The 13,581-nt window shown below is 65.2% G+C and carries 14 protein-coding genes and 1 pseudogene; 10 read left to right on the top strand and 5 right to left on the bottom strand.

All coding sequences use genetic code 11. The annotated features are described in order from the left end of the window. Nucleotides 1-20 precede the first annotated feature (20 nt). The 3 genes from tkt to D3874_RS22985 form a co-directional block, all read right to left on the bottom strand. Entirely contained in the window at nucleotides 21-2,033 is a 2,013-nt protein-coding gene (gene tkt, locus D3874_RS22990; RefSeq protein ID WP_119781436.1) for a transketolase, read from the bottom strand. Between the two features lie 278 nt (nucleotides 2,034-2,311). Then, the gene (locus D3874_RS28170; protein WP_147385817.1) at nucleotides 2,312-3,244 is read right to left on the bottom strand and encodes a hypothetical protein; all 933 of its coding nucleotides are present in this window, start codon (nucleotides 3,242-3,244) and stop codon (nucleotides 2,312-2,314) included. A 73-nt stretch (nucleotides 3,245-3,317) separates the two neighbouring features. Further along, on the bottom strand, nucleotides 3,318-3,920 hold the full coding sequence (locus D3874_RS22985) for a TetR/AcrR family transcriptional regulator (protein ID WP_119781433.1): 603 nt from the start codon (nucleotides 3,918-3,920) through the stop codon (nucleotides 3,318-3,320). Nucleotides 3,921-4,037: 117 nt separating this feature from the next. On the opposite strand from D3874_RS22985, the gene D3874_RS22980 reads away from it, so the two are divergent. Next, nucleotides 4,038-4,910, top strand: coding sequence for an oxygen-binding di-iron domain-containing protein (locus tag D3874_RS22980; protein WP_199699226.1), 873 nt, complete (start codon nucleotides 4,038-4,040; stop codon nucleotides 4,908-4,910). On the opposite strand, the pseudogene D3874_RS22975 reads toward D3874_RS22980, so the two are convergent. After that, nucleotides 4,874-5,607, bottom strand: a pseudogene (locus D3874_RS22975) (DUF899 domain-containing protein). The gene D3874_RS22980 and the pseudogene D3874_RS22975 overlap by 37 nt on opposite strands. Nucleotides 5,608-5,732: 125 nt before the next feature. Here D3874_RS22975 and D3874_RS30805 point away from each other — a divergent pair. After that, nucleotides 5,733-6,455: a hypothetical protein gene (locus tag D3874_RS30805; protein WP_233560106.1), complete on the top strand. Its 723-nt coding sequence runs from the start codon at nucleotides 5,733-5,735 to the stop codon at nucleotides 6,453-6,455. After that, nucleotides 6,338-7,345, top strand: a complete 1,008-nt coding sequence (locus tag D3874_RS30800; RefSeq protein WP_233560104.1) for an FMN-binding glutamate synthase family protein — start codon at nucleotides 6,338-6,340, stop codon at nucleotides 7,343-7,345. The genes D3874_RS30805 and D3874_RS30800 overlap by 118 nt, the downstream gene beginning before the upstream one ends. A gap of 158 nt (nucleotides 7,346-7,503) precedes the next feature. Here D3874_RS30800 and D3874_RS22965 read toward each other — a convergent pair whose 3' ends face one another. Next, a complete protein-coding gene (locus tag D3874_RS22965; protein WP_119781430.1) occupies nucleotides 7,504-8,487 on the bottom strand; it encodes a malate dehydrogenase in 984 nt (327 codons plus the stop codon). Between the two features lie 282 nt (nucleotides 8,488-8,769). Here D3874_RS22965 and D3874_RS22960 point away from each other — a divergent pair, with 282 nt between their 5' ends. From D3874_RS22960 to D3874_RS28820, 7 genes are all read left to right on the top strand, one after another. Further along, on the top strand, nucleotides 8,770-9,474 hold the full coding sequence (locus D3874_RS22960; protein ID WP_119781427.1) for a CoA transferase subunit A: 705 nt from the start codon (nucleotides 8,770-8,772) through the stop codon (nucleotides 9,472-9,474). Between the two features lie 17 nt (nucleotides 9,475-9,491). Continuing rightward, on the top strand, nucleotides 9,492-10,133 hold the full coding sequence (locus D3874_RS22955; protein WP_119781424.1) for a 3-oxoacid CoA-transferase subunit B: 642 nt from the start codon (nucleotides 9,492-9,494) through the stop codon (nucleotides 10,131-10,133). Nucleotides 10,134-10,612: 479 nt separating this feature from the next. After that, entirely contained in the window at nucleotides 10,613-10,906 is a 294-nt protein-coding gene (locus tag D3874_RS22950) for a hypothetical protein (RefSeq protein WP_119781421.1), read from the top strand. A gap of 3 nt (nucleotides 10,907-10,909) precedes the next feature. Then, nucleotides 10,910-11,383, top strand: a complete 474-nt coding sequence (locus tag D3874_RS22945; RefSeq protein ID WP_119781418.1) for an ABC transporter permease — start codon at nucleotides 10,910-10,912, stop codon at nucleotides 11,381-11,383. After that, entirely contained in the window at nucleotides 11,341-11,679 is a 339-nt protein-coding gene (locus tag D3874_RS22940) for an ABC-2 transporter permease (protein ID WP_119781415.1), read from the top strand. Before D3874_RS22945 ends, D3874_RS22940 begins: the two co-directional genes overlap by 43 nt. Further along, nucleotides 11,676-12,755 (top strand): ABC transporter ATP-binding protein, encoded by a 1,080-nt coding sequence (locus tag D3874_RS22935; protein ID WP_119781412.1) that lies wholly within the window; start codon nucleotides 11,676-11,678, stop codon nucleotides 12,753-12,755. The genes D3874_RS22940 and D3874_RS22935 overlap by 4 nt, the downstream gene beginning before the upstream one ends. Then, nucleotides 12,682-13,581 carry a hypothetical protein gene (locus D3874_RS28820; protein ID WP_119781409.1) on the top strand — a complete coding sequence of 300 codons (900 nt, stop codon included), beginning with the start codon at nucleotides 12,682-12,684 and terminating at the stop codon, nucleotides 13,579-13,581. The genes D3874_RS22935 and D3874_RS28820 overlap by 74 nt, the downstream gene beginning before the upstream one ends.

The following is a 13,581-nucleotide window of genomic DNA, read 5'->3' as shown; positions in this document are numbered from 1 at the left end:
TTGATCCTCCTGATCCGTCCTCAATTACCGATCGCGGCTTTGGCCGCGGCGGCTACCCCCTCGGCCGTGATGCCGAAATGCCTGTAGAGATCCGGCGCCGGCGCGGACGCGCCAAAGCCTGTCATGCCCACGAAGGAAGTCGGTACCCCCAGGATGGGTTCCCAGCCCTGGGCAATGCCTGCCTCAACCCCGACGCGCGGCGCGGTACCCAGTACCGAGGCCCGATAAGCCGCGGATTGCCTGGCGAACAGCTCGAAACAGGGCAGTGAAACCACTCGCGCGCGGATGCCGTCCTGCGCCAACATGTCGCGCGCCGCAACCGCCAGCATCAGTTCCGAGCCGGTGCCGAACAGGGTCACGTCGGCGGGGCCCCCTTGCGCAGGCAGAAGCTCGTAGCCGCCCTTGGCGACCAGGTTCTCGTCGGTGTGGCTGGTGCGCAGGGTCGGCAGGTTCTGGCGCGACAGGGCCAGCAGCGAGGGCTGGGCCTTGGCGTCGAGGGCTGCGGCCCAGGCCTCGGCGGTCTCGACCGTGTCGGCCGGCCGGAACACCAGCAGGTTGGGAATGGCGCGCAGCGAGGCGATGTGCTCGACCGGCTGGTGGGTCGGGCCGTCTTCGCCCAGACCGATCGAGTCATGGGTCATGACGAAGATCGAGCGCACGCCCATCAGGGCGGCCAGGCGGATCGAGGGCCGGCAATAGTCGGCAAAGGCCAGGAAGGTGCCGCTGTAGGGGATGACGCCGCCGTGCAGCGCCATGCCGTTCATGGCCGCGGCCATGCCGTGCTCGCGAATGCCCCAGTAGACATAGCGGCCGTCGTAGGACCCCGGCCTGAAGGCGCCCAGGCCCTTGGTCAGGGTGTTGTTCGAGCCGGTCAGGTCGGCCGAGCCGCCGATGGTGGTCGGCACCACCTTGTTGACGACCTCGAGCGCCACTTCCGACGACTTGCGGGTGGCGACCGAGGGGGCCTCGGCGCTGGTCTTGGCCTTCAGGGCATTGATCTCGGCGGCCAGGGCGGCGGGCACGTCGCCGGCGAAGGCGGCCTCGAAGGCGCTGCGGACATCCGCCGGGGCGGCGGCCAGGCGCCCGGCCCAGTCGGCGGCGCCGGCGGCGCGGACCTTGGCCGCGTCGCGCCAGGCGGCCAGGATGTCGGCGGGGATCTCGAACGGGCCGTAGGGCCAGTTCAGGGCGGCGCGGGCACCCTTGATCTCTTCAGCACCCAGGGGCGCGCCGTGGCTGCCATGGGTGCCGGCCTTGGTCGGCGCGCCGAAGCCGATGGTGGTGCGGCAGGCGATCAGGGTCGGCCGGTCGGCGGTCTTCTTGGCCCGGGCGAGGGCGGCCGAGACGGCGGCGTCGTCGTGGCCGTCGACCGCATCGACGGCCCAGCCGGCGGCCACGAAGCGGCCCGCCATGTCTTCCGAGGTCGAGAGCGAGGTGGCGCCGTCGATGGTGATCTTGTTGTCGTCCCACAGCACGATCAGCCTGTTCAGCTTCAGGTGCCCGGCCAGCGAGATCGCCTCCTGGGAGATGCCTTCCATCAGGCAGCCGTCGCCGGCGATGACATAGGTGTGGTGGTCGGTCAACTCGGCACCGAAGCGGGCGCGCAGGTGGGCCTCCGCCATGGCCATGCCGACGGCATTGGCAATGCCCTGGCCCAGCGGCCCGGTGGTGGTCTCGATGCCGGCGGCGTGGCCGTATTCCGGGTGGCCGGCGGTGCGGCTGCCCAGCTGCCGGAAGCGCTTGATCTGCTCGATATCGATATCGGGATAGCCGGTCAGGTACAGCAGCGCGTAGATCAGCATCGAACCGTGGCCGGCCGACAGCACGAAGCGGTCGCGGTCGGGCCAGGACGGGTTCTGGGGGTCGTAGCGCAGATGCTCGGTGAACAGGGCCGTTGCCGCGTCGGCCATGCCCATGGGCATGCCGGGATGGCCCGATTTCGCCTGCTCGACCGCATCCATGGCAAGCGCCCGGATGGCGTTCGCGAGATCGCGCGGGCCTAAGTTGCGGGCGGTGGCGGTCGGGGTCACGGTCATCGGATACGCCTGCGGCTTGAATGAGCGGCTTTCGCGCCGGGGAGGGGCCGGCGCGGGCGTTGCATTGCAGACGCGTGACCCACTGTCAACCGTGTTGGGCGCAGGGCCGTGTTGCCTCCCGCTTAGGAGCATCGGGCTAGCGTCACGATAAAGTGGCTTGTCGCTGACTCTCACGGGTCATCGTCTGATGGGAATGTTGCTGCGAAGATAGTTGCGAGAAGCTCTTGGAATGAATGAGTGCTGTTCATATGGACCGCCAAGTCCGTTAGGCGGACTTCTTACCAAAACGGCTTTCCGCCTTCTATCTTCCAAGCCAGAAAAGGACCTGGGGTACTAAAGGCTAGGCCTCGCATGAGCTGCTCAACGTCGTCGCGATCAAGGCAGGGAAGGCGCGGCCAAGTGAGAGGGGGAGGGGATAAGGGCCAGATACATGCGGAGTTATAAAGCCCCTCAACATAAAGCAGGGTTTTCTCTATAAACCACGGGTGGTCTAGGACTACGTTAACGTGCAGCAGCACTTTCCCGAGAAGCCAGGTCGCTTGCTGCATATTTGGTGCAGGGTTGCCCTGCATGGCGGGGGTGACTAAGTCGTCGGCGGATACATCCTCTATCCTTGGGTATGGGCCATATTTTTTAAAACGCTCTAAATGAAAAAAATGAGAATGCCGGGCAAATTTCACTTGTTCTGGATGAATATGGTTGGCCAAGTATATCTGATAGTATTTCGGTATTTCACCACTTTCCATTAGAGCAATGCGATCTCCTAGTGGAGTTATTGGGTCAGATCCAGCATCATGCTCAGACACAATGGTTTTTAGTGTGGCCCAGCGCGCGATAATCGCCATCTGCTCTTTATTAATAATGATCGATTCGCCCAGTATCAATTTTGAAAGAAATGGAATGGCATCATCCTCAAATTTCTTCATCCAACCGCCATTGCATTTGCCGCATACAATTCGAAATCGTTTTCTATAAAGATGGCCTTGCTTGCGCGTTGTCTCGTCACTGACTACTGTATGGTCGGGATTTATAACCGCTTTCCTTGAGTAATTATAAGGATTCTCATTCTTCTCAAATAACTTTGACATCCAGTCTGAGTAAAAATGCTCTTTTGTTCCAGCATTGTTTACGTTGCAGAAGATGCATTTTTTTGGCGATTTCGTCGCGAGCTTTTTCATTATACCATTTCCCGCAATATTAGTTTTTGCCATTTACAGCTCCTAAAGCTGTTTTTTCAAAGTTTAAGAGAAATATGATTCTCTCTTCCATGCCCTTTTGAAGCCGTCAAAGGATGAAGGGGGCGGTGGCAGTATCTTTAGCGGTCGCGGTGATGGCCCCGACCATCAGGGAGATGGCCGTGTCCTGCTCAAGCCCGCTTTCCTGCACCAGCGTGCGCCACGTGAAGAAGCTCAGCGCCAGCGGCAGCAGCGCCTTCTGTGCCTCGTTCAGCCCTTCGCCAAACACCACGTGATAGGCGGCGATCGACGGTCCCATGCGCAAGTCGTTCACCTCGCGCACCAGGGCGTGATGCTCGGCATCACGCAGCACGCAGGCGGCAAGGCCGGCATTGCGCGCATACCAGCCGTAGACCGCGCCAAGCCCGGTACGCAGCCGCTCCCCCTGGTCACCGACGGCCCGCCACGGTTCGGCGTCAGGCAGCGGGTCGCGTGCCATGGCCAAGCCCGAACAGGCCATCAGCAGGCTCCGCTCGTCGGGGAAGTGGGCGTAGAATGTATGCCGCTGCACGCCCGCGCGCTCCGCCACCATGCTGACAGTTGTTCGCGCGGGGCCGATGGTACCGTGGAGGTCGACGGCGGCTTCGATGATGCGCCGCCGGGTTTGGGCCTGCTGCTCGGCCCGGCGTTTCAGCGTGTAGCTGCGTGTCATGCTTCTTTCGATACACAGTGGTGTGCGACCAATATTGACATTGATCCGCTTTTTCGATACACGCTACTGTATCATGAAATATGGCCGGCTGTCGACCGTGCCCGCATGGAGGCCAGCATGGAAACCAGGACCAACGAGATCGCCGACGGCATCTACCGGCTCTCGACCTTCGTGGACGGCATCTCGCCGATCGGCTTCACCTTCAACCAGTTCCTGGTGCTGGGGGACGAGCCGCTGCTGTTCCACACCGGGCTGCGCCGGATGTTTCCGTCGGTGCGGGCGGCGGTCGGTCGCCTGATGGCGCCGGAACGGCTGCGCTGGATCACCTTCGGCCATTACGAGGCCGACGAGTGCGGTGCCATGAACGAATGGCTTGCCGCCGCCCCGCAGGCCGAGGTGGCCCACGGCCAGACCGCCTGCATGGTCTCGCTGAACGACACGGCCGACCGCGCGCCCCGGGCTTTGAGCGACGGCGAGGTCATCGACCTGGGCGGCAAGCGCATCCGCTACCTCGACACGCCGCACATCCCGCACGGCTGGGAGGCGGGCCTCCTTTATGAGGAGACGACGGGTACCCTGCTGTGCGGCGACCTCTTTGCGCAATTCGGCGACGCACCCGCCCTCATCGAAGGCGACATCGTCGGCCCGGCGATCTCGGCTGAGGATGCGGGCGGGCCTTCCAGCCTGCATCCCAGCATGGGCCCGACGATCCGCCGGCTGGCGGCCCTTGCCCCGCGCACCCTGGCCCTGATGCACGGCCCCTCCTTCGCCGGCGACGGCGCGGCCGCCCTGCGCGATCTGGCCGACAGCTACGACGGGCGGGTGCGCGCGGCGTTCGCCGCGGCGGGGATCCACGGCTGTGACAAGCGGGGACCGCTCCAGTGCGCCCCCGCGGTGGATCCCCGCCTTCGCGGGGATGACGCATCGATGTTTCCGCTTGTCGCAGAACTGATCTACTCGCAGCAGCTCGCCTTCGCTGCCTCGTCATAGCGGTCGTGGTGTTTCACCCAGTCGGAGAGGTTGAAGGCCGGGCCGGTCTCGTTGCGGCCCTTGGGTGTCATGTCGAGTAACATGTAGGTGCCCAGGATCGTCTCGTCGCCCCGGCCATAGGCCGAATAGGTGTGGAAGATCTCGCCCGCCGCATTGCGGGCGAAGACGCTGGTGCCGGGCATTTCCTCGCTGTCCACCGGGCGCTGCTCGTAATTGTAGAGGGCGGTGCCGCCGGCGAGCTGATCCTGGGTGAAGGAGACGTGGTAGTCGTAGTTGAAGTCGCTCAAATAGGACGAGACCCACTTGAAGCGCCAGCCCATGCGCTGCTGGAAGGCCTCGATCTCGGCCAGGGGCGCGTGGGAGACCGCGACGAAGCTGACGTCGTGATGCTCCAGATGCACCAGGGTGCCGTCGATATGGTCGGCCCGAAGGAGCAGCCGACACAACCCTCCTTCCAGCCCGGCCCGAACATGAAGTGCAGGACGATCAACTGGCTGCGCCCGGCGAACAGCTCGGCCAGGGTTTCCCGGCCGCCAGGGCCGTCGAACGTATAGATCTTGTCGACCTTGACCCAGGGCAGGTCCCGCCGCTCCCGGGCCAGTGCGTCGCGCGCCCGGGTCAGGGCCTTTTCATTGGCCAGGTGCACCTTGCGTGCGGCCAGCCATGCCTCGCGGGAGACCACCTTGTGCGCTTCCATGTCCGCCTCCTCTTGAAGGTTCGGGCGGCGGCGCTGCCCGCTCGTCTCGGCCCGCGCGCCGCAATGCTAATGACCATTATACGGCGTATGGTCACCCGCCAGCGATAGCCTAGGGGAGCGAAGGCATGCATCTGTCACTCTTGAGCCGTTATGCCGTGTTTGCGGCCTGCATGCTGTTCACCTTGGGCTCGCTGCCCTTCGTGGGCGCGGCCGCCTGGCTGTGGCCCCTGACCCTGGCGGCCGGCCTGCTGACCCTGCTGGGCCTCTACAACCTGACCCAGACGCGCCACGCGGTGCTGCGCAACTATCCCGTCATCGGCAATATCCGCTACCTGGTCGAGGGGATCCGCCCCGAGATCCGCCAGTACCTGCTGGAAAGCGACCGCGAGCGGGTGCCCTTCTCGCGCGACCAGCGGGCGCTGGTCTATCGCCGGGCCAAGAACGTGGGCGGGGACAAGCCCTTCGGCACGCTGGTCGAAGTCTATGAGAGCGGCTACGAATTCATCGGCCATTCCACCCGGCCGGTGCCCGTGCCCGACCCCAAGACCTTTCGCGTGCGCATCGGCGGGCCGCAGTGCACGCAGCCCTATTCCGCCTCGATCATGAACATCTCGGCCATGAGCTTTGGTTCGCTCAGCGCCAATGCCATCCGGGCACTGAACAAGGGGCGAAGCTCGGCAATTTCTATCACGACACGGGCGAGGGCAGCGTCAGCCCCCATCACCGCGAGATGGGCGGCGACCTGGTCTGGGAGCTGGGCAGCGGCTATTTCGGCTGCCGGACGCAGGATGGCCGTTTCGATCCGGGCAAGTTCGCCGCGGTCGCGGCCGAGCCGCAGATCAAGATGATCGAGATCAAGATGAGCCAGGGCGCCAAGCCCGGCCACGGCGGCATTCTGCCGGCCCGCAAGATCACGCCCGAGATCGCGGCGACCCGTGGCGTGCCCATGGGAAAAGACTGCATTTCGCCCTCCGGCCACGGCGCCTTTTCGACCCCGGTCGAGATGATGCAGTTCATCGCCCGCCTGCGCGAATTGTCGGGCGGCAAGCCGGTGGGGTTCAAGCTGTGCCTGGGGCACCCCTGGGAGTTCATGGGGATCGTCAAGGCGATGCTGGAAACCGGTAACCTGCCGGATTTCATCGTCGTCGACGGCAAGGAAGGCGGCACCGGCGCGGCACCGGTGGAGTTCACCGATCACATGGGCGTGCCCCTGCGCGAAGGCCTGCTGTTCGTCCACAACACGCTGACCGGCGCCGGCCTGCGCGACAAGATCCGCCTGGGCGCCAGCGGCAAGGTGATCAGCGCCTTCGACATCGCCCGCATCCTGGCGCTGGGGGCCGACTGGGTGAACGCCGCCCGTGGCTTCATGTTCGCCCTGGGCTGCATCCAGTCGCAAAGCTGTCACACCAACAAATGCCCGACCGGTGTCGCGACCCAGGACAACCTGCGCCAGCGTGCCCTGGTGGTGCCCGACAAGGCGGAGCGGGTCTACAATTACCAGCGCAATACCCTGCACGCTTTGGCCGAGATGCTGGCGGCGGCGGGTGTCGACCATCCCTCGCGCTTGGGCCCGCATCACTTGGTCCGGCGCATCAGCGCGACCGAGACCCGGCTGTTTTCCAAGCTGCACTATTTCATGAAGCCGGGCGCCCTGGTCGGCGGCGGCGAGGTGGCCGAGTTCTATGCTGAGAACTGGCGCATGGCCCGGGCGGACTCGTTCGACGCCCTGCCGCTGTAGGTGAAAAGCCCTCTCCGCCGCTTGCGGGGAGAGGGAGGGGACCCGGCGCGTGAGCGACGGGGAGGGTGAGGTGGTCGCGGGGCGAGAACGCGCCTTACGTCGACCACCCTCCTCACCCAACCCTCTCCTCCTCGGAGGAGAGGGCTTTTGAGCGGTGCTTACTTCAGCAGTTCGGCGACGCCGTCGCGCTCGCCGATCAGCTCGTCCAGGGTGATCTTCAGGCGCTCCTTCGAGAAGTCGTCCATCTCGATGCCCTTGACCCGGGTGTACTTGCCACCGGCACAGGTCACCGGCACGCCGAAGATGATGCCTTCCGGCACGCCATGGTCGCCGTCCGAGGGCACGCCCATCGAGACCCAGCCGCCGTCGGTGCCCAGCACCCAGTCACGGACATGGTCGATCGCCGCATTGGCGGCGGAAGCCGCCGAGGAGAGGCCGCGGGCCTCGATGATCGCCGCACCGCGCTTGCCGACCGTGGGCAGGAAGGTCTCGCGGTTCCAGGTCTCGTCGTTGATCTTGGCCTTGACCGAGGCGCCGTCGGTGGTGGTGGCGCGGTAGTCCGGGTACATAGTGGGGGAGTGGTTGCCCCACACGGCCAGCTTCTCGAGCGAGGCAACCGGCACGCCGGCCTTGGCGGCGAGCTGGGACAGGGCGCGGTTGTGGTCCAGGCGCAGCATGGCGGTGAAGTTCTCGGCCGGCAGGTCGGGCGCCGACTTCATGGCGATATAGGCATTGGTATTGGCCGGGTTGCCGACCACCAGGACCTTGACGTCGCGGCTGGCCACCTTGTTCAGGGCGGCACCCTGGACCTTGAAGATGGCGGCGTTGGCGCTGAGCAGGTCGGCGCGCTCCATGCCCTTGCTGCGCGGGCGGGCACCCACCAGGATCGCGATTTCGGCGTCCTTGAAGGCCACTTCCGGGTCGTCGGTGATGACCACGCCGGCCAGCAGCGGGAAGGCGCAATCGTCGATTTCCATCACCACGCCGGTCACCGCCTGCAGCGCTGGGGTGATTTCCAGGAGTTGCAGGATGATCGGCTGGTCCTTGCCCAGCAGGTCGCCGTTTGCGATGCGGAACAAAAGCGAGTAGGCGATCTGGCCGGCGGCGCCGGTCACTGCTACGCGGATGGGGGACTTGGCCATAAGGGGTCTCCGAGGATGAACGGGGTCCGTCCCCGCCTGAGGGGATGGTCGGGGCGCACCTTAGCAGCCAAAACGCGGGCTGCAATTGCTTCGAGACCGGCAGGCAGCCGGCGTGCGCAGAGCGGCAATACGGGTCGCTTGCTGCGTTGCATTATCTCCCGCAGCGCGACATGCTGTCGCCCGAGGAGTATGAGGGCGTAATCAGGCATCCGGCATGGCCATCTTGCGCAGGGCCAACGGGGTCGGACGCTTCAGAACCTGGCGAAAACGGAAAGCCGAAATATGAGCAAAAAGGTCTATCCCGACGCGGTGACCGCCCTGGCGGGGCTGTTGCGCGACGACATGGTCATCATGGCCGGCGGCTTCGGCCTGTGCGGCATTCCCGAAAACCTGATCGCCGGCATCCGCCTGGCCGGGGTCAAGGGCCTGACCTTCATCTCGAACAATGCCGGCGTCGACGGCTTCGGCCTGGGCGTCCTGCTCGAGACCAAGGCGATCGCCAAGATGATCAGCTCCTACGTCGGCGAGAACAAGCTGTTCGCCCAGCAGTACCTGTCGGGCGAGCTCGAGCTCGAATTCAACCCGCAGGGCACCCTGGCCGAGCGGATCCGGGCCGGCGGCGCCGGCATCCCGGCCTTCTTCACCAAGACGGGCGTCGGCACCCTGGTGGCCGAGGGCAAGGAAATCCGCGAATTCGGCGGCGAGCCCTATGTCATGGAAACCGGCCTGGTGGCCGACCTTTCGATCGTCAAGGCCCATACCGGCGATACCGAGGGCAACCTCGTCTACCGCAAGACCGCGCGCAACTTCAACCCGATGATGGCGAGCGCCGGCAAGATCACCCTGGCCGAGGTCGAGCACCTGGTCGAGCCGGGCAGCCTCGATCCCGACCAGATCCACACGCCGGGCATCTTCGTCCAGCGAATCATCGAGGGAAAGAACTACGAAAAGCGCATCGAGCAGCGCACCACCCGCAAGCGGGCTTGAAGGCAAGGAACCGGATCATGGCTTGGACCCGTGAACAGATGGCCGCGCGCGCGGCCAAGGAACTGCAGGACGGTTTCTACGTGAACCTCGGCATCGGCATCCCGACGCTGGTGGCCAACTACATCCCCGACGGCATGCAGGTCACGCTCCAGAGCGAGAACGGCATGCTGGGCATGGGGCCGTTCCCCTTCGAGGGCGAGGAAGACGCCGACCTGATCAATGCCGGCAAGCAGACGATCACCGAACTGCCGCAGTCGAGCTTCTTCTCCTCGGCCGACAGCTTCGGCATGATTCGCGGCGGCCATATCGACCTCTCGGTCCTGGGCGCCATGCAGGTGGCCGAGAACGGCGACCTCGCCAACTGGATGATCCCGGGCAAGATGGTCAAGGGCATGGGCGGCGCCATGGACCTGGTGGCCGGCGTGCGCAAGGTCGTGGTGGTGATGGAGCATGTCGCCGGCGGCGCCTCGAAGCTCCTGCACCGCTGCACCCTGCCGCTGACCGGGGCCAAGGTCGTCGACCTGGTGATCACCGATCTCGGCGTCTTCGCTGTCGACAAGGTTGGTGGTAGTGGCCTGACCCTGATCGAACTCGCCGACGGTGTCGGCCTCGACGAGATCAAGACCAACACCGAAGCGACCTTTACCGTCGCCCTGTGACGCCGCCGCTGCTGCGCCGCGGTGCGGCGTAGCAGCGCACAGGCGCGCCGACTGCCGCGATACACGTGGCAACGGGTGGATTTGCAACCAAAGGGGTTATAAGCGATTCCGGCGAGACTCGGACCCTGCTGCATCGCGTCGAAGAACGGCAAGTCAACGAAAATTTGGTGTTCTTGCCCGCCCTTCCGCCGGGAATCCCGTCATTATTCGATTGGATATCCCCCGGATTGAAATAGACTTCTGTAATTGCCTGTGAAATGGCGGTGATTGCGAACAAGTGGTCGCATCATGATCTTGCGGGGGCTAATCTCCCCCGCAGTACCGGTTCGCTGGGTGGATCTTGCCGGGAGGGCTGGCTCGCTGGGGGGCGCCCGGGGCTCTCGGGGGAGGGGTTGAGAGTGCAACGAGGTTGCTCGCGTCTGTCATCTCTGGCAGGTCTTTTGGCGCTTGCGCTTGGCGTAACCGCCTGCGTTCAGAAAATGCCCAACGGCTACGCCCGTCCGGGCGCCGCCGCCAGTACCGGTGCCGCCACCAGCACCGCGGCGGAAATCGCTGCCAGCCTGAACGCCGGCCAGCCTGGTACCCGCTACGCCCTGAAGGACGGCACCCAGCTCGAGATCGTCGATGCCTGGAACTCCGCCTTGAGGATGCCGTGCAAGCGCTACCGCGTCATCGCCGCCGACGCCAAGAGCAGCCTCTACTATCTCGGCTGCCAGTCCGCCACCGGGTGGCAGACGATTCGGGACGTGACCATGGCGGCGCCGCAGGGCTGAGCCATGAACCGCGTCTTGACCGTTCAGGGCCGGGTTCTATGGGCGCTGATGCTGCGGGAAATGGCGACCCGCTTCGGGTCGCTGCGCACCGGCTATGTCTTCGCCCTGGTCGAGCCGGCGTCCCAGGTCATCATCCTCTATGTCGTGCACCTGGCGATCGTCACGCCCACCCCGCACTTCATCCCGATGTTCATCTTCTTCATCACCGGCGTTCTGCCCTGGTCGACCTTTTCCGGCACGGTGCGCCGGGTCCAGGGCGCAGTCGCGGCCAACCAGGCCCTGTTGATGTATCCCCAGGTCTCGGGCCTGGACGTGGTGCTGGGCCGGGCGATCGTCGAGATCGCCACCATGACAGCGGTCCTGGCCATTATGGCCGGGCTGGCCCTGGTGATCGAGGGGGCACGCTGCCGCAAGACCCGCTGCTGGCCATCGTCGTGTTCTGGTCGGCCTGGCTGCTGGGCACCTCCCTGGGGCTGATCCTGACGGTCCTCGACTATTTCCTGCCGACCTTGTCGCGCCTCTTGAACTTCGTCCTGGCCTTCGGTTTCTTCGTCTCGGGCGTGTTCTTTACCGCCGACCAGATCCCCTCGAACGCACTGCCCTACCTGCTGTGGAATCCGATGCTGCACATCAACGAGATGATGCGCAGCGCCTGGTTCTCGGTCTACGACAGCCAGGTCGCCGATCCGGCCTTCGTCGCTGTCACCATCACGGCGATGCTGATGCTGGGCCTGGCGGGCGAGCGGTTGATGCGGAGGTTCGCCCCGGAATGAGCATCCGCGCCATCAACGTCACCAAGCGCTACCGCAAGGGCGGCCGGCCGTTTGCCGTGATCGACCAGTTGAGCTTCGAGCTGGCGCGTGGCCGGCGGCTGGCCCTGCTCGGCCCCAACGGTGCCGGCAAGTCGACCCTGCTGCGCCTGATCGCCGGCGCGGAGGATCCCGACAGCGGTGTCATCGAGCGCGACATGACCGTGTCCTGGCCGCTGGGCTTTTCCGGCTTCTTCGCCGGCGGCCTGTCGGGCCTGGCCAATATCCGCTTCTGCGCGCGGATCTATGGCATCGAGCCCGACCAGATCACCGGCTTCGTGGCGGAATTCTCGGAACTGGGCAGCGACCTGCTGGAACCGGTGAAGAACTACTCGATGGGCATGCGGGCGAGGCTGGCCTTCGCCCTGTCGATGGCGATCGATTTCGAATGCCTGCTGATCGACGAGGTGCTGGCGGTGGGCGACGTGGGCTTCCAGCAGCGCTGCCAGGCGGCACTGGCCGAGCGTCGCGCCAATACCAGCCTGGTGCTGGTCACCCACAATGTGATCGCCGCCCGCCAGCTTTGCGACTGCGCCCTGATCCTCAGCAAGAACGGGATCCACGCCTATGACGACGTCGACGACGGCATTGCCGCCTACCGCCAGATGATGGGTCAGGCGACGACCCCGGCGGCGCCTCCGGCCGCCCCGCCCCGCCCGTCCGACGTGCCCGGGGCCGTGCGCCCCATCGCCATGCCGCCCGCTCTCTCTCCCCGGCCGCGCTTGCCCCGCCTGCCAAACCGACGCAGGTGCCGTGATGCTGTCCAAACTGTTCAGGCTGCGCACCTACATCACGGTCATCGCCGTGCTGGCCGGCATCTACTGCTTCCTGATCGCCGAGCCGCTGTATGTTTCGGACGCGGTGTTCGGCGTGCGCGGGCGTGGCCCCGGCAACGACGGCGCCGCCTCCACGACCAATGTCCTGTCCGGCATCGTTGGGGCCTCGTCGATTTCGGAAACCGCCGCGGTGGTCGAATACATCCGCTCGTTCGACATGCTCCGGTCCCTGGACGAGCGCCATCACCTGCGCGAGTTGTATAGCAGCGGCGGGCTGGACCCGTTGACGCGGCTGTGGCCTTGGTCGGGCGACGAGGATTTCCTCGACCTCTATCGCGGCAAGTATCTCAATGGCGGCATGGTCGAGGTCGTGCTGCGCCGGGAAGACGCGATCATCACCGTCCACGTCCGCTCGTTCGACCCCGAGAGTGCCCGGGCCATCGCGCAGTCGATCCTGGAGCTGACCGAGGCCTTCGTGAACAACATGAGCGCGCGCATTCGCACCGAGACGGTGGCGGACACCGAGCGGGCGGTGAACGAGGCCAGGGCATCGGTCAAGGAGCTGCGGCTGAAGCTGACCAGCTTCCGCGACATCTCCGGCGAACTCGATCCGAAGGCGACGGGGGCCAGCAAGCTGGAAGCGATCGCCGCGCTGCAGCAGCAGGCGGCCGAACTGCGCACCGAACTGGCGGCCAAGCTGCTGGTCTCCCGCGAGACGACGCCCGAAATCAAGGGGCTGAAGGCGAGGCTCACCTCGATCGAGAACGAGATCGAGGCGGCCAAGGCCACCCTAACCGGAGGCGAGCGGGAAAACCTGGCGGCCACCCTGGAAAGCTACGAAGCCCTGGTGATCGACCGCGAATATGCCGAGGAGCGGCTGAAAGCGGCGACCTCCCTGCTCGACCGCGCCCGCGCCCTGGCGCAGGAGCGCGACCGTTTCGTGATCCGCATCGTGACGCCGCGCCTGCCCGACCAGGCGACCGAGCCTTACCGCGTGATCAACTTCTTCACCATCATGCTCGTCGCGCTGACGGCCTATGGCATCGTTGCCCTGGCCGTGGCCGGTGTCCGCGACCATCGGGGGATTTAG

It is taken from the genome of Oleomonas cavernae (assembly GCF_003590945.1).
GTDB lineage: Bacteria > Pseudomonadota > Alphaproteobacteria > Zavarziniales > Zavarziniaceae > Zavarzinia > Zavarzinia cavernae.
Note: the sequence above shows the minus strand (reverse complement) of the source record. Positions and strands in the feature narration are given on the sequence as shown.